The 23,594-nt window shown below is 60.8% G+C and carries 22 protein-coding genes; 13 read left to right on the forward strand and 9 right to left on the reverse strand.

Translation table 11 applies throughout. The features are described 5' to 3' along the window. Positions 1-56 precede the first annotated feature (56 nt). Positions 57-476, forward strand: a complete 420-nt coding sequence (locus GTP45_RS17575) for a PACE efflux transporter (protein WP_161015176.1) — start codon at positions 57-59, stop codon at positions 474-476. A 40-nt stretch (positions 477-516) separates the two neighbouring features. Further along, positions 517-1,815, forward strand: coding sequence for a M20/M25/M40 family metallo-hydrolase (locus tag GTP45_RS17580; protein ID WP_161015177.1), 1,299 nt, complete (start codon positions 517-519; stop codon positions 1,813-1,815). On the opposite strand, the gene GTP45_RS17585 is transcribed toward GTP45_RS17580, so the two are convergent. After that, positions 1,812-3,065 (reverse strand): MFS transporter, encoded by a 1,254-nt coding sequence (locus GTP45_RS17585; RefSeq protein WP_371874468.1) that lies wholly within the window; start codon positions 3,063-3,065, stop codon positions 1,812-1,814. The two genes, GTP45_RS17580 and GTP45_RS17585, sit on opposite strands and share 4 nt — an antisense overlap. 111 nt (positions 3,066-3,176) lie before the next feature. Between GTP45_RS17585 and GTP45_RS17590 the strand changes: the two genes are divergently transcribed. From GTP45_RS17590 to GTP45_RS17610, 5 genes are all read left to right on the forward strand, one after another. Next, positions 3,177-3,425 carry an AbrB/MazE/SpoVT family DNA-binding domain-containing protein gene (locus GTP45_RS17590; RefSeq protein WP_161015179.1) on the forward strand — a complete coding sequence of 83 codons (249 nt, stop codon included), beginning with the start codon at positions 3,177-3,179 and terminating at the stop codon, positions 3,423-3,425. Beyond that, on the forward strand, positions 3,422-3,712 hold the full coding sequence (locus GTP45_RS17595) for a PIN domain-containing protein (protein ID WP_161015180.1): 291 nt from the start codon (positions 3,422-3,424) through the stop codon (positions 3,710-3,712). The genes GTP45_RS17590 and GTP45_RS17595 overlap by 4 nt, the downstream gene beginning before the upstream one ends. 62 nt (positions 3,713-3,774) lie before the next feature. After that, positions 3,775-4,563, forward strand: a complete 789-nt coding sequence (locus tag GTP45_RS17600) for an SDR family NAD(P)-dependent oxidoreductase (protein WP_161015181.1) — start codon at positions 3,775-3,777, stop codon at positions 4,561-4,563. A gap of 56 nt (positions 4,564-4,619) precedes the next feature. Next, positions 4,620-5,519, forward strand: a complete 900-nt coding sequence (locus GTP45_RS17605) for a LysR family transcriptional regulator (RefSeq protein ID WP_161015182.1) — start codon at positions 4,620-4,622, stop codon at positions 5,517-5,519. Between the two features lie 95 nt (positions 5,520-5,614). Then, positions 5,615-6,169, forward strand: coding sequence for a PEP-CTERM sorting domain-containing protein (locus GTP45_RS17610; RefSeq protein ID WP_161015183.1), 555 nt, complete (start codon positions 5,615-5,617; stop codon positions 6,167-6,169). On the opposite strand, the gene GTP45_RS17615 is transcribed toward GTP45_RS17610, so the two are convergent. Genes GTP45_RS17615 through aceE form a run of 4 tightly spaced genes read right to left on the reverse strand, consistent with a single transcriptional unit; the run spans position 6,164 to position 12,734 of the window. Beyond that, entirely contained in the window at positions 6,164-6,490 is a 327-nt protein-coding gene (locus GTP45_RS17615; protein ID WP_161015184.1) for a TfoX/Sxy family protein, read from the reverse strand. The genes GTP45_RS17610 and GTP45_RS17615 overlap by 6 nt on opposite strands. 60 nt (positions 6,491-6,550) lie before the next feature. After that, positions 6,551-8,341 (reverse strand): dihydrolipoyl dehydrogenase, encoded by a 1,791-nt coding sequence (gene lpdA / locus GTP45_RS17620; RefSeq protein WP_161015185.1) that lies wholly within the window; start codon positions 8,339-8,341, stop codon positions 6,551-6,553. 9 nt (positions 8,342-8,350) lie between these two features. Continuing rightward, on the reverse strand, positions 8,351-10,012 hold the full coding sequence (gene aceF, locus GTP45_RS17625; RefSeq protein WP_161015186.1) for a dihydrolipoyllysine-residue acetyltransferase: 1,662 nt from the start codon (positions 10,010-10,012) through the stop codon (positions 8,351-8,353). A gap of 31 nt (positions 10,013-10,043) precedes the next feature. Next, positions 10,044-12,734 (reverse strand): pyruvate dehydrogenase (acetyl-transferring), homodimeric type, encoded by a 2,691-nt coding sequence (gene aceE, locus GTP45_RS17630; protein WP_161015187.1) that lies wholly within the window; start codon positions 12,732-12,734, stop codon positions 10,044-10,046. 232 nt (positions 12,735-12,966) lie between these two features. On the opposite strand from aceE, the gene folD reads away from it, so the two are divergent. The 5 genes from folD (at position 12,967) to GTP45_RS17655 (ending at position 18,124) form a co-directional block, all read left to right on the forward strand. After that, positions 12,967-13,815: a bifunctional methylenetetrahydrofolate dehydrogenase/methenyltetrahydrofolate cyclohydrolase FolD gene (folD, locus tag GTP45_RS17635; RefSeq protein WP_161015188.1), complete on the forward strand. Its 849-nt coding sequence runs from the start codon at positions 12,967-12,969 to the stop codon at positions 13,813-13,815. Positions 13,816-13,831: 16 nt separating this feature from the next. Then, complete coding sequence (locus tag GTP45_RS17640) at positions 13,832-15,904, forward strand: M3 family metallopeptidase (protein ID WP_161015189.1); 2,073 nt, start codon at positions 13,832-13,834, stop codon at positions 15,902-15,904. Between the two features lie 101 nt (positions 15,905-16,005). Continuing rightward, a complete protein-coding gene (locus tag GTP45_RS17645; protein ID WP_161015190.1) occupies positions 16,006-16,437 on the forward strand; it encodes a DNA polymerase III subunit chi in 432 nt (143 codons plus the stop codon). Further along, positions 16,434-16,814, forward strand: a complete 381-nt coding sequence (locus GTP45_RS17650; RefSeq protein ID WP_161015191.1) for a DUF2486 family protein — start codon at positions 16,434-16,436, stop codon at positions 16,812-16,814. The genes GTP45_RS17645 and GTP45_RS17650 overlap by 4 nt, the downstream gene beginning before the upstream one ends. A gap of 176 nt (positions 16,815-16,990) precedes the next feature. Then, positions 16,991-18,124: a branched-chain amino acid ABC transporter substrate-binding protein gene (locus tag GTP45_RS17655; RefSeq protein WP_161015192.1), complete on the forward strand. Its 1,134-nt coding sequence runs from the start codon at positions 16,991-16,993 to the stop codon at positions 18,122-18,124. 32 nt (positions 18,125-18,156) lie between these two features. On the opposite strand, the gene GTP45_RS17660 is transcribed toward GTP45_RS17655, so the two are convergent. Then, positions 18,157-18,477 carry a c-type cytochrome gene (locus tag GTP45_RS17660; protein WP_161015193.1) on the reverse strand — a complete coding sequence of 107 codons (321 nt, stop codon included), beginning with the start codon at positions 18,475-18,477 and terminating at the stop codon, positions 18,157-18,159. A 91-nt stretch (positions 18,478-18,568) separates the two neighbouring features. Between GTP45_RS17660 and GTP45_RS17665 the strand changes: the two genes are divergently transcribed. After that, a complete protein-coding gene (locus GTP45_RS17665; protein WP_161015194.1) occupies positions 18,569-18,790 on the forward strand; it encodes a TIGR04438 family Trp-rich protein in 222 nt (73 codons plus the stop codon). 12 nt (positions 18,791-18,802) lie between these two features. Here GTP45_RS17665 and GTP45_RS17670 read toward each other — a convergent pair whose 3' ends face one another. From GTP45_RS17670 to GTP45_RS17680, 3 genes are read right to left on the reverse strand one after another with little or no spacing between them, the layout of a single operon-like run. Beyond that, positions 18,803-21,313 (reverse strand): ATP-binding protein, encoded by a 2,511-nt coding sequence (locus tag GTP45_RS17670; protein ID WP_161015195.1) that lies wholly within the window; start codon positions 21,311-21,313, stop codon positions 18,803-18,805. A gap of 8 nt (positions 21,314-21,321) precedes the next feature. After that, a complete protein-coding gene (locus tag GTP45_RS17675) occupies positions 21,322-22,332 on the reverse strand; it encodes an ABC transporter substrate-binding protein (protein ID WP_161015196.1) in 1,011 nt (336 codons plus the stop codon). A gap of 11 nt (positions 22,333-22,343) precedes the next feature. Then, the gene (locus tag GTP45_RS17680; protein WP_161015197.1) at positions 22,344-23,543 is read right to left on the reverse strand and encodes a hybrid sensor histidine kinase/response regulator; all 1,200 of its coding nucleotides are present in this window, start codon (positions 23,541-23,543) and stop codon (positions 22,344-22,346) included. Positions 23,544-23,594: the final 51 nt, after the last annotated feature.

Consider the following 23,594-nt stretch of genomic DNA (forward strand, 5'->3'; position numbering starts at 1 on the left):
TTGCGTTCAGTAAAACTTCCATATCATGCAGTCCGTTGTTAAGAAAGGAAATTCCCATGCAAGGCCTGAAACGCAAAGTCGTCTACGTCACCCTGTTCGAGCTGATTGCGGTCTGCCTGACCAGCGGCATCCTCATTCTCAGCGGCCATGACGCGGGCCATGCCGGCGCGGCGGGCGTGGCCTCGTCGCTGATCGCCATCGTTTGGAACTTCGTCTTCAACTTGCTGTTTGAAGCCTGGGAAGCGCGCCAGGTGACGCGCGGCCGCAACTGGAAACGCCGCGCCGTCCACGCCATCGGCTTTGAAGGCGGCTTGGTGCTGGTGCTGGTGCCGCTGTTCGCATGGTGGCTCAAGATCACGCTGTGGGAAGCACTGGTGCTGGACATCGGCCTGCTGCTGTTCTTCATGGTCTACACCTATTTGTTCAGCCTCGCCTTCGACCACGTGTTCGGCCTGCCCGCATCAGCGCAGGGGTAAGCTACAATCGGCGGCATACCATCCACCGGAGGAATGTCGCATGAAGTTGAAACCGTTCGCGTTTGCAGTGCTGGCCTTGATGTGTAGTGCCGTGCATGCCGAGGGGCTCTCGCCCACCGAGCAGAAAATCGTCGCTGAGGTGAAGGCGCATTCGGCGCAGGGCCTGGAGCTGCTGGAACGCTCGGTCAATATCAACAGCGGCACCATGAATCACGACGGTGTGCGCGCGGTCGGCAAGCTGTTTGGCGAGCAGTTCTCGGCGCTGGGCTTTACGACTCGATGGTCTGAGATGCCGGCCGCCATGCAGCGCGCCGGCCACTTAATCGCTACGCGCGAGGGCAAGCAAGGCAAGCGCCTATTGCTGATCGGCCATCTCGATACGGTGTTTGAAAAAGATAGCGCGGTGCAGCTATGGCAACGCAACGGTGATCGCGTGCGCGGACAAGGCGTCAACGATATGAAGGGCGGCGACGTGATTATCATCGAAGCGCTGCGCGCCTTGCATCGCATCGGTGCGCTCGATAACACCAGCATCACGGTGGTGTTTAGCGGCGATGAAGAAAACGCCGGTGATCCAATTGAAGTCTCGCGCGCCGATATGGTGAACGCCGCCAAGCGCAGCGACATCGCCCTCGCCTTCGAGGCTACGGTGCGCAACAAGGATGGCAAGGACACCGGCACCATCGGCCGCCGCGCTTCGTCGTCGTGGGAGTTGAAGGTGAACGGCAAGCAGGGCCACTCCAGCGGCATTTTCACCGAGAACGCAGGCTACGGTGCAATCTACGAAGCTGCGCGCATTGTGGATGGCTTCCGCCAGCAGGTGATCGAGCCTGATCTGACCTTCAGCCCTGGGCTGATTATCGGCGGCACCGAGGCCACCACCAACGCGCTTGGGACGGTTGGGCAAGTTGCGGGCAAGAGCAATGTGATTTCACGCACCGCGACGGTGGAAGGCGATCTGCGCTACCTGAGCTACGAACAGCGCGACCGCGCGCACGCGAAAATGAAAGCCATCGTTGCGCAGAATCTGCCGGGCACCAGCGCCAGCATCACCTTCCACGACGCGTATCCGCCGATGTCGCCAACGCCCGGCAATCTGGCGGTGCTGAAGGTGTACTCGCAAGCCAGCAAGGACGCAGGCTTGGGCGAAATCCCTGCCCTGCCGCCGGGCCAGCGCGGCGCAGGCGACGTGCAATTCGTCGCGCCGCTGTTGGATAGCCTGGATGGTCTGGGCGCCACCGGCAACGGCGCTCACTCGCCGGATGAGGACTTGGAGATAGCGTCGATCGAACGCGCCACCATCCGCACCGCGATCCTGCTGTATCGCTTGACGCGTTAATCCCTGCGGCGCGACACGGCCAGCATTAGCGCCGCCGACAACGCGAACAGCGCAATCACGAAGTACAGCAGCGCATTGCTCCCAAAGCGCGTCAGCACGCCAGTCAAGGCGGCGCTGACGCCACCGCCCAAAATCCCCACACTGCTAATGATGCCGATGCCCGCCGCCGATTGGTAGCGCGGCAGCGCTTCGGTGGCCGCCGTCATCAGCAGCGGCGTGGTCGAGGCCACACCGACTGTCGCTATGCACATGCCGATCAGCGACAGCGCCAACACGCCATCCGCCGCAATCGTCACCACAATGCCGATCACCGCGATCACGACGCTGGCCGCATAATGCCAGCGACGCTCGCCGTGCTTGTCCGAGTGACGCGCCATCAGCAGCATACCGATAATGCCGACCAAGTTAGGTAAAGCCGCATACAGGCCAATCAGCAGCGGATTCTTCACACCCCACGATTGAATCAACGACGGTACCCAGAACACCAGCGCATAGGTCGCGCCTATCATCAGAAAGTTGACCATGGCGTAGCCACACACCGCCCGCGAACGCAGCATCCCCCACAGACGGACCTTGGCCGGGGCTACATCCGGCGACGAGCGCGCCATATCCGCTTGCAGTAACTCGCGTTCGTCGTCGCTAAGCCAGCGCGCCTGCTCCGGCTTGTCGTCCAAGTGAAAAAATAACACCACGCCTAGCACCAGCGCCGGCATGCCCTGCAACAGGAACATCCACTGCCATCCCGCCAGTCCACGCCAGCCGTCCAGATAATGCAGAATCGCGCCGCACAGTGGGCCGGCAATCAAACTCGCCGCAACGGTAGAAGTCATGAACAGCGCCAGCACCTTGCCACGCCGCTCGGCCGGGAACCAGTAAGTCAGGTACAGCACCACGCCGGGAAAGAAGCCCGCCTCGAATACGCCGAGCAAAAAGCGCATGATGTAGAACTGCGTCGGCGTCTGCACCAGCATCATGCCCGCCGCCACCGCGCCCCACAGCACCAAGATGCGCAACATGGTCTTGCGCGCGCCGATCTTCTCCAACAGCAGATTACTCGGCACCTCGCACAGAAAGTAGCCGACAAAGAAAATGCCCGCGCCCAGTCCATACACAGCATCGCTGAACTGCAAGGCCGACAGCATCTGCAGCTTGGCGTAGCCGATGTTGACGCGATCCAGATACGCAACCAAATAGGCCAGCATCAGCAAAGGCAGCAGCCGCCAGCTGATTTTTCGATAAAGCTTAGTCACACTCTCATTCATGGGCCGCAATGATACCGAAAGACGCAGGCATCACGAGATTAGATCAAACTCCGCCGCAATAGTGAGTGCTACCATGGTCAAATCTCAAAGGAGGACACCATGGAAGCCTCTACCACAGTCAACAGCGACGGCAGCGTCACCATCCCCGCAGACATCCGCGAACTCTACGGCATCCTCGAAGGCGCCGAAATCCATTGCGTGATGAACGGCTACCAATTAGAAATGCGCATCATCGGCACCAAGCTGCCTAAACCTAAAACCAAGCCACTCAGTGGTTTCGGCATGATCAAAAGCAATCTGCCACCGGTACCAGCTGACTTCGATGTTGCCGAGCTATTCAAGCGATGACAGGACTGGATACTAACGTCCTCGCTCGCTACTACATTTATGACGGCAATGATGCTGAAGCAAAACGTCAACGTCTTGTAGCACAGCGCCTGATCGACTCTGACCAACCGCTCACCATCTGCAAAACGGTGATCATTGAATTAGAGTGGGTGATGCGCGGACGCTACAACATGAAACGCATAGAGATTATCTCTATCTTTCAGCATATGCTCAGCTTAGCGCATGGAGTCGTGAATTCAATTCAAAAATCATGTTCCTCTGCTCCCGCTTATCAGCTGCATCGTTAGGGAATATCTTGCTCACATTGGCTTATGCCTGAACGTTTTTAGAAACCTAACGAGGAAACATCATGGAATTGAATTTGAACGGTAAGACCGCCTTGGTCAGCGCATCGACTTCGGGAATCGGCTACGCCATCGCGGCCCAGCTATTGGAAGATGGCGCGCGCGTGATCATCAATGGCCGCAGCGAGGCAACGGTCATGCAAGCGGTTGCGGCACTGAACGAACGCTTTGGCGCCGGCCGTGCGCTGCCACTCGTCGCGGATCTCAGCATTGCCGGTGGCGAGGCGGCGGCGGCCGCCCAATACCCGCAGATCGACATCCTGATCAACAACATGGGCACCTACGCACTGAGCGACTTCTTCAACACCAGCGATGCAGACTGGGAGCGTATGTTCAACACCAACGTTTGGAGCGGCGTGCGACTGGCGCGTACGTACATGAAGTCCATGCTGGCACGTGGGCATGGTCGCGTGATTTTCATTTCCAGCGAAGTTGCATTGACGCCGATGGCGTCGATGGCGCACTACAGCGCCAGCAAGGCCACCCAATTGTCGATCTCCCGTAGCTTGGCCGAGCTGACCAAGGGCACAGCAGTCACCGTCAACTCGGTACTGCCCGGCCCTACCGAAACGGAAAGCCTAAAAGGCTTCATCACCTCAGTCAATCCAGACCTGGCGTACGCTGACGCGGAGCGAAAGTTCATGAGCGAGAACCGTCCATCATCGCTGATCTATCGCCTGGCTAAGCCGTCGGAAGTCGCCAACGTGGTCGCCTTCCTTGCCAGCGAGCGTGCCGCTGTCATCAACGGCGCAGCCATTCGCGCCGAGGGCGGCACCGTGCCGACCATCGCCTAATCGCTACGCCGATGGATTGGGATACATTATCGGATATCTCTTACTGAGGATTTTCCATGGATAGCCGTAGCGGCGAAATGCTCGTGTTTGTGAAGGTGGTCGAAACCGGGAGCTTTTCCGCTGCTGCCCAGTTGCTCAACCTGTCGCCGTCTGCAATCAGCAAAGTGGTGACGCGGATGGAGGAACGACTGGGCGTGCTACTGTTCCAACGCTCGACCCGCCAAATGTCGCTGACCGCCGAAGGCCGGGAATTCCACGACAGCTGCGTGCGGATTCTCGATGATATCGACGAAGCGGAACAAGGCGTTTCGCAGCGCTCCGCGTCAATACGCGGACTACTACGGGTCAATGTATCGCTGCCTTTCGGTACACATTACGTAGTGCCGCTACTACCGGAGTTTGCCCAGCGCTATCCAGAGATCGCGGTGGATATCTCCTTAAGCGATACCCGCATCGATCTTCAGCGCGAAAGCGTCGACGTTGCGATACGAATGGGGCCACTGAACGATGGAAGCTTTCGCGCACGTAGCCTTGGACGCAGCCGGCGGGTGGTGGTCGCCGCACCATCCTATCTGCAGCGCCATGGAACGCCGGTTGTCCCAGACGATCTGGTCCGGCATCACTGCCTGAACTTCAACTTCCGCCGCTCGCTCGATGAGTGGCCGTTTATCATCAACGGGCACACGACGCAGCTGACAGTAAGCGGCGGCATCATGACCAATAACGGCGAGACCATGCGCCAGTTAACACTGGATGGTCTGGGCGTCAGCCGCCTTGGCATGTTCCACGTCTATGAAGACATCAAAGCGGGACGATTGGTAGAACTGCTGGCCAACTACAACGCTGGCGACGTCGAAGACATCAACATCATTTTCAGCAGCCAGCGCCACCTCCCCTTGCGCGTCCGCGCCTTTATTGATTTCATGGTGGAGAAACTCAGGATAGAGTTTGCCTAAAAGACATTTCAACTATCAAAATGCAATCTATACTGATCGGTGACCGGTGCGCGCGCCGGCGTTAAGAACAACAATACAGCCACAGGGGATACTCCATGAAATCGATGAAAACGCTGCCAGCAGCGCTGGCGCTAGCTTTGTTCGCCCTCAATCCGGCGGCACATGCTGACACGCTTGTCCTGACCGGCCCCGAGCTAGTCAATGAGAACATCGGTTGGCCTGATACGGGCTTGCAAATTACCGCGATTCAGAGCGTCGTCCTGCAAAGCTTCAGCTTCGCCAACATCGGTGGGGCCGATGTGATCTCGCTGACCGACAGCAGCAACAACGTGCTGCATACAATGAACTTCAGCGCAGGCAATGCAGGCGTGGTGACCATTAACGCCGACTGGGCGCTGACCGCTGGACAGACCTACCACCTGATCTCCGAGCAGCCCAGCAACAGTTGGTGGAACTATGCGAACTTCCCGATGGCGAATGCACATATCTCAGTCGACTCAGGCTACGGCTTCGAAAGCCAGCAACCTCTCTACTGGTTCCGCTTTAACGATCTGACCACCGTCAGCGCTGTCCCCGAACCAGCCACCTACGCCATGTTCCTGGCTGGCCTAACCGCCGCCGTCCTCGCCCGCCGCCGGCGCACGTTATGAAGCGGCCGCCTCGATAGCGAGGCGTGACCATGACAGCAATTGTTCGGGATCGTCGAGCAGGAACTCCGGCGCGGTATAGAATTTTCGGACGGTGATTTCGCCCTTCTTGGTGGTGTAAGTGAAAGGGTGCGAACCTGCGGCCTCAAACTGCGGGCGGCTGCTGTCGTTGACGCGCAGGTAGAGGGTACTGCCAATCACCCACGCGAATTGCTGTCCATGATAGCTGATCGCGTGGCCGCCAAAGAATCGCCCGGAACTCAGGAAGCCAAGCGGCGCAAGCTGTTCTTTGATGTAGCTGACAAATTCCGCATTCGCGGCCATGCACGTCTCCCAAATGAAAAAAGCCGGGAACAAGTCCCGGCTTTCAATGATACTGCTTTCCTAGCGCTTGCGCGGTGGCGGCAGGTCGGTGCAGACGCCTTCGTACACTTCAGCGGCCATACCGATCGACTCGCCCAGCGTTGGGTGCGGGTGGATGGTTTTGCCGATGTCAGTGCCGTCAGCGCCCATTTCGATTGCCAACGCGATTTCGCCGATCATGTCGCCAGCGTGCGTGCCGACCATGGTGCCGCCGATGATGCGGTGGGTTTCAGCGTCGAACAGCAGCTTGGTGAAGCCTTCGGCGCGGCCATTGGCCACAGCGCGGCCACTGGCGGCCCAAGGGAAGTGACCCTTCTCGATCTTGATGCCCTTGGCTTTCGCTTCGTCTTCGGTAATGCCGACCCACGCCACTTCCGGATCGGTGTAAGCGACCGATGGAATCACCTTCACATCGAAGTGCGACTTCTGGCCCGCTGCCGCTTCCGCAGCTACGTGGCCTTCGTGCACCGCCTTGTGTGCCAGCATAGGCTGGCCCACCAGGTCGCCGATGGCGAAGATGTTCGGCACGTTGGTGCGCATCTGGCTATCGACCGGGATGAAGCCGCGATCAGTCACCACTACACCTGCCTTGTCAGCAGCGATCTTCTTGCCGTTCGGGCTACGGCCCACGGCCACCAGCACCATGTCGTAGACTTGCGGCGCAGGCGCGGTTGCTCCGGCTTCCGCAGCTTCGAAGGTGACCTTGATACCTTCCGGCAGCGCTTCAACGGCCACCGTCTTGGTCTTGGTCATGATGTTGTCGAAGCGCGCTTCGTTGTACTTCTGCCAGACTTTGACTGCATCGCGGTCAGCGCCCTGCATCAAGCCGTCCATCATTTCGACCACGTCGATGCGCGCACCCAAGGTCGAGTACACGGTCGCCATTTCCAGGCCGATGATGCCGCCGCCGATGACCAGCATGCGTTTTGGGATCTGGCGCAGTTCCAGCGCGCCGGTCGAATCGACGATGCGTGGATCTTCCGGCACGAACGGCAGCTTCACCACCGACGAACCGGCAGCGATGATCGCTTGCTTGAACTGCACCACTTTCTTGGTGCCGTCGTTCGCGGTGACTTCGATGTGGTTAGCGCTCAGGAACTGGCCGACGCCGGTGACAACTTGCGTCTTGCGGGCCTTGGCCATGCCGGTCAGGCCGTTGGTCATGTTCTTGATGACGCCTTCCTTGTGCTTGCGCAACTGGTCGATGTCGACGGTCGGCTTGGCGAAGGTCACGCCAGTCTTGGCCATGTGCGAGGTTTCGTCGATCAAGGCTGCCACGTGCAGCAGCGCTTTCGATGGGATGCAACCCACGTTCAGGCACACGCCGCCCAGCACGTCGTAGCGCTCGACCAGCACGGTGTTCAGGCCCAGATCCGACGAACGGAACGCAGCCGAGTAGCCGCCAGGGCCTGAGCCCAGCACCATCATGTCGCAGTCGATGTCGACTTGACCGGTGTAGCTGCTACCGGCTGGTGCGGTGATTGGTGCGGCAGGAGCTGCTGCCGGTGCTGGAGCCGCAACGGCAGCAGCCGGTGCAGGAGCCGGCGCTGCGGCAGGAGCAGGAGCTTCGGCACCAGCCGAAGCTTCCACCACCAGCATGACCGAACCTTCTTTAACCTTGTCGCCCACTTTCACGCGCAGTTCTTTCACCACGCCTGCGTGCGACGAAGGCACTTCCATGCTGGCCTTGTCCGATTCAACGGTAATCAGCGACTGATCCACCTTAACGGCGTCGCCAACTTTCACCATCACCTCGATGATTTCTACCTCTGCGAAGTCGCCGATATTCGGCACTTTTACTTCTGTGCTCATGGTGGCTCCTTACAGCAGAATTTTACGCATGTCGCCGAGCACTTCGCTCAGATACACGGAGAAGCGCGCGCCCATCGCGCCATCGACCACGCGGTGGTCGTAGGACAGCGAGGTGCCCATCATCAGGCGTGGCTGGAATGCCTTGCCATCCCACACCGGCTTGATCGACGCCTTGGACAGACCAAGAATCGCCACTTCCGGCGCATTCACGATCGGCGTGAAGTGCGTGCCGCCGATACCGCCCAGCGACGAGATGGTGAAGGTCGCGCCTTGCATGTCGGTCGGTTTCAGCTTGCCTTCGCGCGCTTGGGCCGACAGTTCGGTCATCTCTTTGGCGATCTGCGTGACCGATTTCTGGTCGGCGTTTTTGATCACTGGGACGACCAGGCCGTTAGGCGTATCGGCAGCGAAGCCGATGTTGTAGTACTTCTTCAGAATCAGGTTCTCGCCTTTTTCGTCCAGCGACGAATTGAAGGTCGGGAATTTCTTCAGCGCGGCGACCGATGCCTTGATCACGAATGCCAGCATGGTGAGCTTGGTGGCGTCCTTGTTCTTGGCATTGGCGTTGTTCGACTCAACGCGGAAGGCTTCCAGGTCGGTGATGTCGGCGTCGTCGAACTGCGTGACGTGCGGGATCTGTACCCAGTTGCGGTGCAGGTTAGGGCCGGAGATCTTCTTGATGCGCGACAGCGGCAGCAGTTCGGTTTCGCCGAATTTGCTGAAGTCCAGCGACGGCCATGGCAGCACGCTGAAGTTACCACCGCCACCAACCGAACCACCAGCAGCGCCCGACGGTGCAGCCACGGTGCCGGCGATCACGCCTTTAACGTAGTTCTGGATGTCGATCTGGGTGATGCGGCCTTTAGGGCCGGAGCCTGGCACTTTGATCAGATCCACGCCCAGTTCGCGAGCGAACTTGCGGATCGATGGCGATGCGTGGGCCAGTTTGCCGGTTTGGACCGAGCCTTGGGAGGCTGGTGCTGCGGCGGCTGGCGCGGCGGCTGGTGCAGGTGCTGGCGCGGCAGCCGGGGCAGCAGCGGCAGGCGCCGGAGCGGCTGCAGCAGGTGCTGGTGCGGCGGCTGGGCCACCAACTGCGTCTACAACGAACACGATCGAGCCCATGGCAACTTTGTCGCCAACTTTGACTTTCACTTCCTTGACCACGCCGGCGTGCGACGATGGGATTTCCATCGAAGCTTTGTCCGATTCAACGGTCAGCAGCGATTGATCGACCTTGATGGTGTCGCCAACTTTGACCATCACTTCGATGACTTCAACTTCTTTGAAGTCGCCGATGTCCGGTACTTTGACGTCGACCGGGCCGGCGGCAGCGGCCGGCGCTGCAACAGGAGCCGGCGCAGGTGCAGCAGCGGCAGCCGGAGCTGGCGCGGCGGCAGCAGGTGCGGCTGCAGGAGCTGGGGCGGCAGCTGCGGCGTCACCTTCCAGCAGCAGCACCAGCGAGCCCATAGCGACCTTCTCGCCGACCTTCACTTTGATTTCTTTCACCACACCGGCAGCCGACGATGGAATCTCCATCGAGGCCTTGTCCGATTCAACGGTAATCAGCGACTGGTCTACTTTGATGGTGTCGCCGACTTTAATCATCACTTCGATGATCTCAACTTCCTTGAAATCACCGATATCCGGGACTTTAACTTCCACAATGCTCATAGCGTTTGCTCCGTTTCTTTTTCTCAGCGGATTATTGGGTCACCGGATTTGGCTTGTTCGGATCGAGGTTGTACTTGGCAATCGCTTGCTCAACCACTTTCACGTCGATCTTGCCTTCTTCAGCCAGCGATTTCAGCGCAGCGACCACGATGTAGTAGCGGTTCACTTCGAAGAATTCACGCAGCTTGGCGCGGCTGTCGGAACGGCCGAAACCATCGGTGCCCAGAACGCGGTAGGTACGATCCTTCGGAATGAAGGCGCGGATCTGCTCAGCGAACGCGCGCATGTAGTCGGTGGTTGCAACGATAGGGCCGGAAGTGTCCTTCAGCAGTTGCGTCACGTATGGCACGCGCTGCTCTTTGCTTGGGTTGACCAGGTTCCAGCGCTCGGCGTCTTGACCGTCACGGGCCACCAGCGTCAGCGAAGGAGCAGACCACACGTCAGCGGCGATGTTCCAGTCGTCTTTCAGCAGTTCAGCCGCGAAGATCGACTCACGCAGAATGGTGCCCGAACCGATCAGCTGCACGCGCTGCTTGGCTTTCTTATCGCCTTCCTGCAGCAGGTACATACCTTTCAGGATGCCCTCTTCCTGGCCTGGCTTGATGCCTGGGTGAGCGTAGTTCTCGTTCATGATGGTGATGTAGTAGAAGACGTCTTCCTGGTCTTCCACCATGCGGCGCATACCGTCCTGAATAATCACTGCCAGCTCGTGACCGAAGGTCGGGTCATACGGCATGCAGTTCGGTACAGCCGCTGCGAACAGATGGCTATGACCATCTTCGTGCTGCAGGCCTTCGCCGTTCAGCGTGGTACGGCCGGCGGTGCCGCCCATCAGGAAGCCGCGAGCGCGCATGTCGGCAGCAGCCCACACCAGGTCGCCGATACGCTGCATACCAAACATCGAGTAGTAGGTATAGAACGGGATCATCACGCGGTTGTTGGTCGAGTACGAAGTCGCCGCAGCGATCCACGAGCTCATACCACCGGCTTCATTGATACCCTCTTGCAGGATCTGGCCGGCCTTGTCTTCGCGGTAGTACATCACCTGGTCTTTGTCGACTGGCTCGTACAACTGGCCTTGCTGGTTGAAGATACCAACCTGGCGGAACAAGCCTTCCATACCGAAGGTACGCGATTCATCGACCAGCACCGGCACGATACGCGGGCCAACGCTCTGGTCTTTCAGCAGCGTGGTCAGGATACGCACGTAAGCCTGGGTCGACGACACTTCACGGCCTTCAGCGGTGGCGTCCAGCACGTTCTGGAATGCGCTCAGCGGCGGTACGGTCAGTTTTTCGTCAGCTTGCTGGCGGCGCTGCGGCAGGTAGCCGCCCAGCGCGGCGCGGCGCTCGTGCAGGTACTTGATTTCTGGCGCGTCATCGGCTGGCTTGTAGAACGGGATATCGGCCAGTTGATCGTCCGGGATAGGGATCGAGTAGCGGTCGCGCATTTCGCGCACGGCTTCGTCGGTCAGCTTCTTGGTGTTGTGCGCGGTGTTGCGTGCTTCACCGTGCTTGCCCATGCCGAAGCCCTTGATGGTTTTCACCAGCAGAACGGTCGGTTGGCCTTTGTGTTCTTGCGCGACCTTGAACGCAGCGTAGATCTTGTGCGGATCGTGGCCGCCGCGGGTCAGGCGCCAGATATCGTCGTCGGTCATGTTGGCAACCATCTCCAGCAGCTTAGGATGCTTGCCGAAGAAGTGCTTGCGCACGTAGGCGCCGTCTTTCGCTTTGTAGTTCTGGTATTCGCCGTCGACGGTTTCCATCATCACTTTGCGCAGGATGCCTTCTTTATCCTTTTGCAGCAGGGCGTCCCAGCCTGGGCCCCAGATGACTTTTACCACGTTCCAGCCGGCGCCACGGAACTCGCCTTCCAGTTCTTGAATGATCTTGCCGTTGCCGCGCACAGGGCCGTCCAGGCGCTGCAGGTTGCAGTTGACCACGATGACCAGGTTGTCCAGCTTTTCGCGCGCGGCCATGCCGATGGCGCCCAGCGATTCTGGTTCGTCCATCTCGCCGTCGCCGCAGAATGCCCAGACTTTACGGTCGGTGGTGTCGGCGATCGAGCGTGCGTGCAGGTACTTCAGGAAGCGCGCTTGATAGATCGCCATCAGCGGGCCCAGGCCCATCGACACGGTTGGGAACTGCCAGAAGTTTGGCATCAATTTCGGGTGCGGGTACGACGACAGGCCTTTGCCATCCACTTCGCGGCGGAAGTGCAGCAGTTGGTCTTCGGTCAGGCGGCCTTCCAGGAACGCGCGGGCGTACACGCCAGGCGACGAGTGGCCCTGGATGTACAGCAGGTCGCCGCCGTGGTTTTCGCTTGGGGCTTTCCAGAAGTGGTTAAAGCCGATGCCCAGCATGTTTGCCAGCGAGGCGAACGAGGACAGGTGGCCACCGAGGTCGCCGTCGAAGCGGTTGGCCTTGACCACCATTGCCATGGCGTTCCAGCGCATCCACGAGCGCAGCTTCTCTTCGTACTCCAGGTTACCTGGGCAGTGTTGTTCCTGCTCGACAGGAATGGTGTTGACGTAAGCGGTGTTAGCGGAGAATGGGATGTCGGAACCGCTCTGGCGAGCCAGGTCAATCAGGCGCTCCATCAGGTAGTGAGCACGTTCAGGGCCCTCTTGTTCCAGCACTGCAGCCAGTGCGTCCAACCATTCTTTGGTTTCTTGCGAATCAGGGTCGGTGTAGGCCGTTACCTGGTCAAGTTGAGCTGACATTTATTAAGTCTCCTGAGTTGAGAGTTCGCTGATTATTTACTAATACTTCGATGACGTGTGGGGATTCTAACAGTGTATTTTGGCTTTTTCAAATTGCGATAAGACATTTTATATTGTGAAATTTCCCTATGAAAACCTTGTGCAGTGCAGCATGCAACTGACGCCGAAAACAAGGCGGGATGCGCCTTGCGGCCTTATAATCCTGCTTTCCCTCTACCACCTTGTGTAAATCATGCCTGCTCAACTGATCGACGGAGTCGCCCTCTCTAAAAAACTGCGTGCTGAAATTGCTGCACGTGCTGCCGCCCTGACCGCCAAGGGCAAACAACCCGGCCTGGCCGTGATTATTGTTGGCGACGACCCGGCCAGCCACGTGTACGTGCGCAACAAGGTCAAGGCTTGCGAAGACGCCGGCTTCTACTCGCTCAAGGAAGAATACCCGGCCGACCTGGCGGAAGCCGCGCTGCTGGAGCGCATTGCCGCGCTGAACGCCGATCCGGCCATCCACGGCATCCTGGTGCAAATGCCGCTGCCTAAGCATATTGATGCGCACAAGGTCATCGAGGCAATCTCCGTTAAGAAAGACGTGGACGGCTACGCGGTGCTGAGCGCCGGCGAGCTGATGACTGGTCTGGACGGTTTCCGTCCATGCACCCCGTACGGCTGCATGAAGCTGATCGAGAGCACCGGTGTGGATTTGCGCGGCAAGCATGCGGTAGTGATTGGCCGCTCCAACACGGTCGGCAAGCCGATGGCGCTGCTGCTCTTGCAAGCTAACGCCACCGTCACCATCTGCCATAGCGCGACCCCGGATATTGGCGTGTACACCCGCCAGGCTGATGTGGTCGTGGCTGCAACCGGCCGCCGCAACACCCTGACTGCTGATATGGTGAAACCGGGCGCGATCGTGATCGACGTCGGCATCAACCGTAACGACGAAGGCAAACTGTGCGGCGACGTGGACTTTGACGGCATCAAGGAAGTGGCATCGCACATTACGCCGGTACCAGGCGGCGTGGGCCCGATGACCATCACCATGCTGTTGATGAACACGGTCGAGGCAGCCGAACGCACGGCATAACTAAATAGGAACCAAGATGACTGACAAAAATCCCCTGCTCGACTTCAGCGGCCTGCCGCGTTTTGACGCCATCAAGCCGGAGCACGTAACACCGGCCATCGACGAACTGCTGGCCAAGAGCCGCGCCGTGGTGGAGCAGCTGCAAGCGCCATCCGACACCGTCAGCTGGAACAGCTTCGTCACGCCGCTGGAAAACGCCACCGAGCTGCTGGGCCGTGCATGGGGCATCGTCAGTCATCTGAACAACGTGGTGGACACGCCGGAACTGCGCGCCGTCTACAACGAGAACCAACCGAAAGTGACCGAGTTCTGGACTGAACTGGGCCAGAACGAAGCGCTGTTCGCCAAATATAAAGCACTGCGCGCCTCGGCCGAGTTCGACACCTTGTCGCCGGCCCGCAAGCGCATCATCGAAAACGCCATCCGCGATTTCCGCATGGGCGGCGCCGAACTGCCGGAAGATAAAAAAGCCCGCTTCGCCGCCATCCAGGAAGAACACGCGATGACCTCCACGCGCTTCTCGGAAAACGTGCTGGACGCCACCAACGACTACAAGCTGCTGGTCACCGACGAAGCCGACCTGGCCGGCCTGCCGGAGGACGTCAAAGCCGCCGCCCGCGCCGCAGCGGAAAAAGAAAACAAGCAAGGCTGGGAATTCTCGCTGCACTTCCCGTCCTACTACCCGATCCTGCAATTCGCCGACAAGCGCGAACTGCGCGAAACCATCTACCGCGCCAACGCCACCAAGGCCTCCGAGCAAGGCGACGTGTTCAGCAAAAAGGAAGAGTGGGACAACACCCAAAACATCGTCACCCTGCTGAAGCTGCGCGATGAAGAAGCCAAGCTGCTCGGCTATAACAACTTCGCCGAAGTCTCGCTGGTGCCGAAGATGGCCAAGTCGCCTGACGAAGTGATCGCCTTCCTCGAAGACCTCGCCAAGCGCGCGCGTCCGTTCGCGGAAAAAGATCTGGCCGAGCTGCGCACGTTCGCCAAGGAAGAACTCGGCATCGACGACCTGAAGGCATGGGACATCCCTTACGCTTCCGAGAAGCTGCAAGAACGCCGCTACGCCTTCTCGGCGCAGGAAGTGAAGCAGTACTTCCCTGAACACAAAGTGGTCGATGGCCTGTTCCGCCTGATCCAGAACCTGTTCAACGTCGAAATCAAAACCGACCAAGCACCCGTATGGCACAAGGACGTGCGCTTCTTCCGCATCGAGCGCAACGGCAAGCTGATCGGCCAGTTCTACCTCGACCTGTACGCCCGCGCCGGCAAGAGCGGCGGCGCATGGATGGACGACGCACGCGGCCGCCGCGCCGACGCAGCCAACGTCCAAACGCCAGTCGCTTACCTGACCTGCAACTTCACCGAGCCGGCAGTAGTGGATGGCGTGGCCAAGCCATCGCTGTTCACCCACGATGAAGTGACCACGCTGTTCCACGAATTCGGCCACGGCCTGCACCACATGCTGACGCAGGTGGATGAGCTGGGCGTGTCCGGCATCTCCGGCGTGGAATGGGATGCGGTGGAACTGCCGTCGCAGTTCATGGAAAACTTCTGCTGGGAATGGGAAGTGCTGGAACACATGACCGCGCACGCTGTCACCGGCGAGCCGCTGCCGCGCGCGCTGTACGACAAGATGCTGGCCGCGAAGAACTACCAGTCCGGCCTGCAAACGCTGCGCCAGGTGGAGTTCTCGCTGCTGGACATGCACCTGCACTACGACTACGACGCCAGCACCGGCAAGACCGTGCAGCAGTTGATCGATGAAGTGCGCAGCAAATTCTCGCTGGTGATTCCGCCGTCGTTCAACCGCTTCCAGAATTCCTTCGGCCATATTTTTGCTGGTGGTTACGCGGCAGGCTATTACAGCTACAAGTGGGCAGAAGTTTTGTCGGCCGACGCTTATGCTGCCTTTGAAGAAGCCCAGAAGCTGGGCCCGGCCGCCGTGTCGGAAACCGGCAAGCGCTACCTCGCGGAAATTCTGTCGGTCGGCGGTTCGCGTCCTGCACTGGAATCGTTCACCGCCTTCCGTGGCCGCGAGCCTAGCATCGACGCACTGTTACGCCACAGCGGCATGGCCGCTTAACAATCGCGTAGACCTCTCTCTTTAGTACCTCTCCCGTAAGCCGCTCGGTAGCAACATCGATGCCAGCGGCTTGCGGCGTTTTCGCATACACTGGATTTACCATGACACGCATCGACTTCCACACCAATGTACCGGATAAAGTAGCCTACGCCTGCCGCCTCGTGCGCAAGGCTTGGGCCGCTAACAACCGCGTGGTGCTGATGACGGAAGATAGCGCGCAACTGGCAGAACTTAATGCGGCGATGTGGGATTTTTCTGCGACGGATTACCTGCCGCACGTGCTCGTCTCTGACGAGCTGGCGGCGCAGACGCCGATTCTGTTGACGGACTCGGATGAGGCGGAATTACCACACACGCACAAAGAATTATTGGTCAATTTATCGCGCCGCACGCCGCGCAACATTGCGCACTTTACGCGCATGATAGAAGTAATTTCCTCCGAAGAGGATGATGCGGCTGCCGGCCGCAAGCGTTATGTCGCATACAAGCAGCAAGACTATCCACTTACCCACTTTGTCACAGGAAAATCATGAGCCAAGCATCGTTTGACGCAAGTATCCCTGTACTGACGGAAGTCCTGAAAGCGCAGCCGCTGAGCGATGAGGCGGCCGCGCCGCCGCCACCGGCCTCGGCCGCCGACCAGCTGGAGGCTGCAGCCATCGACGGCTGGACTGACGCGGAATGGGCGGTGATGGAGCACCGTCTGTCGGTACGCATCATGCACCAGCTGCAGTCGCGCGTGGACTTCGTGCTCGAGCAGCGCATCAAGGACAGCATGGCCGAAGTGCTGAGCCATGCCTTGCATGACCTGACCAATGAAATCCGCATCGGCCTGCATGACACCATCGAGAAGATCGTCTCGCGCGCGGTCGCGCAAGAACTCACGCATCTGCAAGCACAGAAAAAGTAACTCCTCCCTTGCGTCCGCGCACCCATCGTGGTGCGCGGGCCGCACCTCTCTGAAGCATGTTTGCATCAAATCAGGGAAACGCTCCAAAAAAGTACAAAACCTCCGGTTTGCCGCTTTGCGCCGCCAAAAATTTGTTGTACCTTGGTGGCCTTGCATACAACTTTGGAGATTGTCACATGCAGTTCAAATTCATTCCTCTCGCCATCGCTCTGGCCTTTGCCGGCAGCGCTGGTGCGCAAGAAGTGATCAAGATCGGTCACGTCGGCCCTGTCTCCGGCCCTTCAGCACACCTTGGCAAAGACAATGAAAACGGCGCCAAAATGGCGGTCGAGGACTTGAATGCCAAAGGCATCAAGATCGACGGCAAGCCGGTGAAATTCGTACTGCAACTGGAAGACGACGGCAGCGATCCCAAGCAAGGCACGGCAGTCGCGCAGAAGCTGGTCGACGCCAAAGTGAACGGCGTGATCGGCCACCTGAACTCCGGCACCTCCATCCCTGCCTCCAAGATTTACCACGACGCCGGCATCCCGCAAATTTCGCCGGCCACCACCCAGACCAAGTACACCCAGCAGGGCTTCAAGTCGGCGTTCCGCGTGGTCGCCAACGACGCCAAACTGGGCGGCTCGCTGGGCAGCTACGCCATCACCAAGCTGGGCGCGAAGAAGATCGCCGTGATCGACGACCGCACCGCTTACGGCCAGGGCGTGGCCGATGAATTCGTCAAGGCCGCCAAGAAGGCAGCGCCGGGCGCCGAGTTCACCAAGGAATTCACCAACGACAAGGCCACCGACTTCAACGCCATCCTGACCAAGATTAAAGCCAAGAACCCTGACCTGGTATTCTTCGGCGGCATGGACTCGGTAGGCGGCCCGCTGCTGCGCCAAATGAAGGCGCTGGGCATCAACGCCAAGTACATGGGTGGCGACGGCATCTGCACCGAATCGCTGCCTAAGCTGGCCGGCACTGCGGCTGCCAACGGCGTGGTCACTTGCGCGGAAGCTGGCGGCGTCACTGCCGAACAGCAGAAGGGTATGGATGATTTCGTGGCGCGCTACAAGAAGAAGTACAACGCCGACGTGCAGATCTACTCGCCGTATGTGTACGACGCTGTGATGGCCATGGCGACCGCCATGCAGGAAGCCAAGTCCTCGCAGCCGGCCAAGTACCTGCCGTTCCTGCAGAAGATCAAGTACCAGGGCGTGACCGGCCTGATCGCCTTTGACGACAAGGGCGACATCAAGGACGGCGCGCTGACCTTGTTCACTTACACCGACGGTAAGAAGACCAAGATCGAGGTAATTCACTAAGAAAAAAGCGCCCTAGGGCGCTTTTTTTTAGGTCATTTCTGAGCCAGAACCCATTTCACGAGGGTCTTGGCTTCGGCCTCGTTCACTTGTGGATTGGCTGGCATAGGGATGGCACCCCACACGCCCGTACCGCCTTTGATTACCTTGGTAACCAGCTTGGCTTCCGCGTCCTTCTGGCCTGCGTACTTGGCGGCGACGTCTTTGTAAGCAGGACCAACCAGCTTGCTGGCGACGGCGTGGCAAGCCATGCAGTTCTTGGCCTTGGCCAGATCCGCGCCGGCGTCCGCCATGGCGGCCTGCGAAGCGAAGGCCGATGCCAGTACTACCCCAACCATCATCAAATTTCGTTTCATTGTATTCTCCAAGTGAGTGCTACTAAAATTCACTGGCCATTTTACCGCTTTTTTCCGTATTACTTGTAAGATGGAGGCAAAGGAGGAAATCATGCCACTGATCCTATTGATCGTCGCTTTAGTCGCGTTGCGCTACTTTGAAGTGTGGAAGTTTGCCGAATTATCCTGGTGGGCGATCGGCGCCCTGATGGTGCTGGCTTTCCTGTGGTTTGAATTCCTGGAACCGATGCTGGGCTTCGACAAGCGCAAAGCCCATAATGAGGACGAAAAACGCCGCAAGGCCCGCGTCAGTAAAACCTTCGACAAGAAATGATCCGGCCGCCGCCTAACCCGGCAGCGCCATGCACTTGGCCAGCGCGGCGCGCAATTCGCGCAGCTTGGGCGGTTTGCTGAGCACCATGTCGACATGCACCGGTGTCCCGTCGCTATCCGGAATCAGGCGCTGCCCCCAGCCGGTCAGCAACATCACCGGCACCGCCGGCGCCATCCTTTTCACCGTCTCGGCCACTTTGCGGCCATCCACATAAGGCATGCCCAGGTCGGTGATAACCACTGAGAACGGCTGACCGGCTGCCGCCGCCGCGCTGAAGTGGGCAATGCCATCCTCGCCGCCATCGGCCGCGGTGACCGCATGGCCGTCGAGCGTCAGGATTTCGGTCAGCGAGGCCAGCAAGGTCGGGTCGTCATCAACGATCAGTATCCGCAGCGGCGCCAGCGGTAAGGCCGGGGCTGCCGCGGGGGGCGGCGCCGGCGCCGCGTCCGCCACCGGGAAACACAGCGCGACGCAGGTGCCCCCCTGTGGCCGCGAGTCGATCTCGATGCGGCCGCCATGCCGTTCAATCATGCCATAGACGGTGGCCAGTCCCAACCCGGTGCCGCGCTCGCCCTTGGTGGTGAAGAACGGCTCCATGCAGCGGCGCTGGGTTTGCTCATCCATGCCGCAGCCGCTGTCGCGCACTTCAACCCGCACTTCACCGGCGCCTTCACGCGCCTGGTAGCTGGTGCGCAGGATCAGGCTGCCACCGTCCGGCATCGCATCAACGGCGTTGAACACCAGATTGGTGAGGGCCTCGCGAATCTCCCCCTCGACACCCAGAATCGACGGCAACTGCGGGTCGAGCTGCTGCTGCACGGTGATAACGACGCCGCGCTGCTGGGGCATGTCGGACCAGCGCGCCCGGGTCAGATCGACCACCTGCCCCACCATCAGGTTGGCGTTGACTGTGCTGAGCATCAGTTGCGGCTCGCGCTGGCGGTAGAATTCGCGCATCCGCGCTACCGTCGCACCGACATCGTCGATGGCGCGCTCGATGACCTGCAAGCTGGCACGGCCGCGCTCGCTCAAGCCCGGCTCGTTTTCCAGCAAGGCTTCGGCATACAGGCCGATCGGCGCGATGGCGTTATTGATGTCATGGGCGATGCCGCTGGCCATCTGGCCGAGCGCGCGCAGCCGCTCCTGGCGCGTCACCTGGGCCTGGCTGTGGCTGAGTTCGTCATAGGCCTGCTGCAAGGTGCTGTACAAGCGCGCCTGGTTGGCTGCCAGCGCCACATGCTCGCTCAGGTGGCGCAGGAATTCGCAGTCGCTGCTGGAAAAACTGTGCGGCTGGCGGCGCGCCACCACCAGCACCCCGAAGACCGTGCTTTCCGCCAGCAGCGGCGCCAGCACCAGCGCCGCCAGCCCGGCGCCGGCCAGGCGCTGCGGGAACGGAAAATTGATCGGGCCGATGTCCGGCTCATACACCAGTTGCCCGGCCACGCAACGCGACAGGCCATTACGGTCGATCGGGATGCGGGCCGCCTCCCCCATGGCCAGCGCCATCGACAGGTCATAGCTGCGCACGCCGACGCAGCTGACCACCAGCTCGCCGTCGCGATACAGGCAGATGGCGCCGAAATCGACCGGTAGCTGGTCCTCCAGGCTGCGCACCACCACCTGGAAGATACTGCGCAAGTCCTGCCGTTCGCCGATCGAGCGGGTGATCTGGTGCAGCAGCTGCATGCGGCTCAACTGGGCCAGCACATGCGCCTCGGCGGCCTGGCGCTCGGCCACTTCACGCTGCAGCGCCTGGTTGGCCTGCTGCAGCGTGTTGCGCGACACCGTACTCTGACGCAAACGTTCGACCATCAGGTTGAAGGCACGCGCCAGGTGGCCGATTTCATCGTCCGAGCGCAAGTCGACGGCAAAGTCCAGGCTGCCGCTACCGACCACTTCGGTGGCCTGGTGCAGCCGCGCCAGCGGCGCCGTCACGCTGCGGATGGTCAGTCCCATTGCCGCCAGCACCACCGCCAGCGTCAGGCTACCGAGGGCGCCGCCGGCCAGCAGCGTATCCTGCTGGGCCGCCAGGATATTGCCGCGGCTCAGCCGCGCCAACTCATCGGCATCCGACATCATGTCCTGCGAGCGATTGACGATCTGCGCCGTCAGGCGCGCTTCCAGCGCCTGCAGGATGGCGCCGCGCTGCGGCTGGTTCTGCAGCTCATCCGGAAGTCCCTGCAGCTCGGCGAAGAGCTTGCCGATCGACTGGTGGCGCTGGCGCAGTTGGCCCAGCAGCGACTGTTCGTACCGGTCCTCAAACTCGCGCCCGGCAGCCAGCAGCGCGCCCAGCGAGCGATGCTGTTGCAGCCACTGCAAGCGGCTGCGCGCCTGGTGCTGCCAGACATATTCCAGCGTCAGCACGCGCAGCCCGGCGGCCTCCCGCAACACCTCGCCGGTCAGCTCGGACTTACGCATCTCGCTGCGCAGGCGCAGCGCGGTATGGGTGAAGGTGGCCGCCATCACCAGCAGCAGCACGAAGCTGCACCATTGGGCCAGTCGCAAACGGGTCGCGATCTTCACGCCGCCGCCTAATGCAGCACCGACACCGCCGAGGGCCGCACTGCCAGCATGCCGTCGAGGTACAGGTAGTCGAGGAAATTGGGCGGCGCCGCCTCGCTCACCAGCCCGCTTTTGACGGCCCAGCGTGCCTGGTCCTCGAGCGTAAACAGCAAGCTCTGCTCGAGTTCGATCCCGAAGCGGTGCGCCGGCCACTCGGCCAGCATGGCGGCCCGCCGCGACGGCGACAGTCGCGGCAGCAGCGCCAGCACCTGTTCCGGATGCTGCTGGCAATAGCGACCGCCCTGCCACAACGCCTGCAGCAGGCGCTGCACCAGCTGCGGCTGTAGCCCCAGGTCGGCGCGGCGGGCCACCATGTGGTACTGGCTTTCATACACATCCGGGCCGGAAAAGCGCAGCGCCAGCGGGCCCAACTGATCCTCGATCTCGCCCAGGAAAGGATCCCAGCCGCTGACGGCGTCGACCTCGCCTGACTGCAGCGCGGCCAGCAGCGCTTCGGGCGGATAGTTACGCAGTTGCACGTCGTCGCTGTCCAGGCGCTGGCGGTTCAGCAACAGGTCCAGCGCGAAATGGGCCGAGGTGCTGAGGCTGACGCCGATGCGTTTGCCGGCCAGGTCGCTGGCCTGACGAATGCCGCGGTCGCGCCGCGCCACCACACCATGGTCCTGGCCGGTGTGATAGATGGTGCTGAAAATCTGCACCGGCGCCCCGCGCAGGGCGGCAAACATCACCGGAATTTCTGCCACTGTGGCGTAGTCGGCCTGTTGTGCCAGCAGCGCCGCGAGCGCCGCCTTGCCGCTGCTGTAGGGCAGCACCCGCACCTGTAACTGCTGGTTGGTGAAATAGCCCTGGCGCTGTGCCGCCAGCACCGGGCAGCTGCCGAGATAAGCGGTATTGGTGGCAATGGTCAGCGCCGCCGGTGCCAGGCTGACTGCGGCTGGCCGCCGCCATAGCGCCAGCGCCAGCAAGGCCAGCAGCGCCACCAGCACCGTCCCGCCCACCCACCAGCGCCAATGCCTCATGGCCGCCTCCCCTAGCCGCCGGCGAGACTGGCCGCGGGCGGCGGCGCCAGCGCAGCCAGCGGCAGTTCGACACAAAAAGTACTACCTGTGCCCAGCTCGCTTTCGACGGTGATCCGCCCCCGCATCGCCTCCACCAAGCGTTGCGTGATCACCAGCCCGAGGCCGGTGCCCTCGATATCGCTGTGCTCGCGTCCGGCGCGGTCGAACGGCTTGAACAGCGCAGCCTGCTGGTCGGCACTGAGGCCGAGGCCGGTGTCGCTGACGGCAATGCTGGCATAGCCATCGATGGCGCTGCAGCGCATCTGCACCGTGCCACCGGCACGGTTGTACTTGACCGCATTCGACAGCAGGTTGACCAGGATCTGGCGCAAGCGCACCGGGTCGGCGCACAGCGCCGGGATTGTCACCGCCGGCACCGCCAGCGTCACCTTGCGCGCCTGCGCCAGCGGCGCTACCACCTCACAAGCCTGCTGCAACAACGGCGCCAGCTCCACGCGGTCAAGCTGCAGCGCAATCTTGCCGGACTCGATCTTGGCCAGGTCCAGCACCTCGTTGACCAGCGCCAGCAAGTGGCGTCCCGCCTGCACGATGTTGGCGGCGAAGCGCTGGTGATCGTTATCGAACTTGCGGAATTTGCTGCTGGCCAGGATCTGGGCAAAGCCGAGGATGCTGTTCAGCGGGGTGCGCAGCTCGTGGCTCATGCTCGACAAGAACACCGTCTTGGCGTGATTGGCGCGCTCGGCCTCCTGGCGCGCCGCCTCCAGCGACACATTCAGGCTGGCCAGTTGCGCCACACGCTCGCGCAGCGCTGCTTCGAGCGCCTGGTTTTGCTGGCGCAACTGGCGCGCCTCGGCTGCCCGGTGCAAGATGGGCAGCAACGCCGCCGCCTTGAACGGTTTGACAATGTAATCGCTGGCGCCACCCTTCATCGCCCGCACGGCGCTGTCGACCGTACCGGCGCCGGTCATGATGACGCAGGCAATCAGCGGATCGAGCCGGATCGCCGCCTCCAGCAGCGCCAGGCCGTCGATCTGCGGCATCACCAGGTCGGTCAGCAGCACATCGACGCCGCCCTCGCGCAAGTGCGCCAGCGCGGCCTCGCCGGTGGCGCAACCGCTCACCGAGAAGCCGTGCTGGGTCAGCACGTCGCATAGCGCTTGCAGATGCGTAATTTGGTCATCAACCACCAGGACGTGGGAGCAGGTGTGCATAGCGGACGGGCACCCGGCAGCTGGCCGGCGCATTATTGTTGTCCGATGATT

It is taken from the genome of Duganella rivi (assembly GCF_009857435.1).
GTDB classification, from domain to species: domain Bacteria; phylum Pseudomonadota; class Gammaproteobacteria; order Burkholderiales; family Burkholderiaceae_D; genus Rugamonas; species Rugamonas rivi.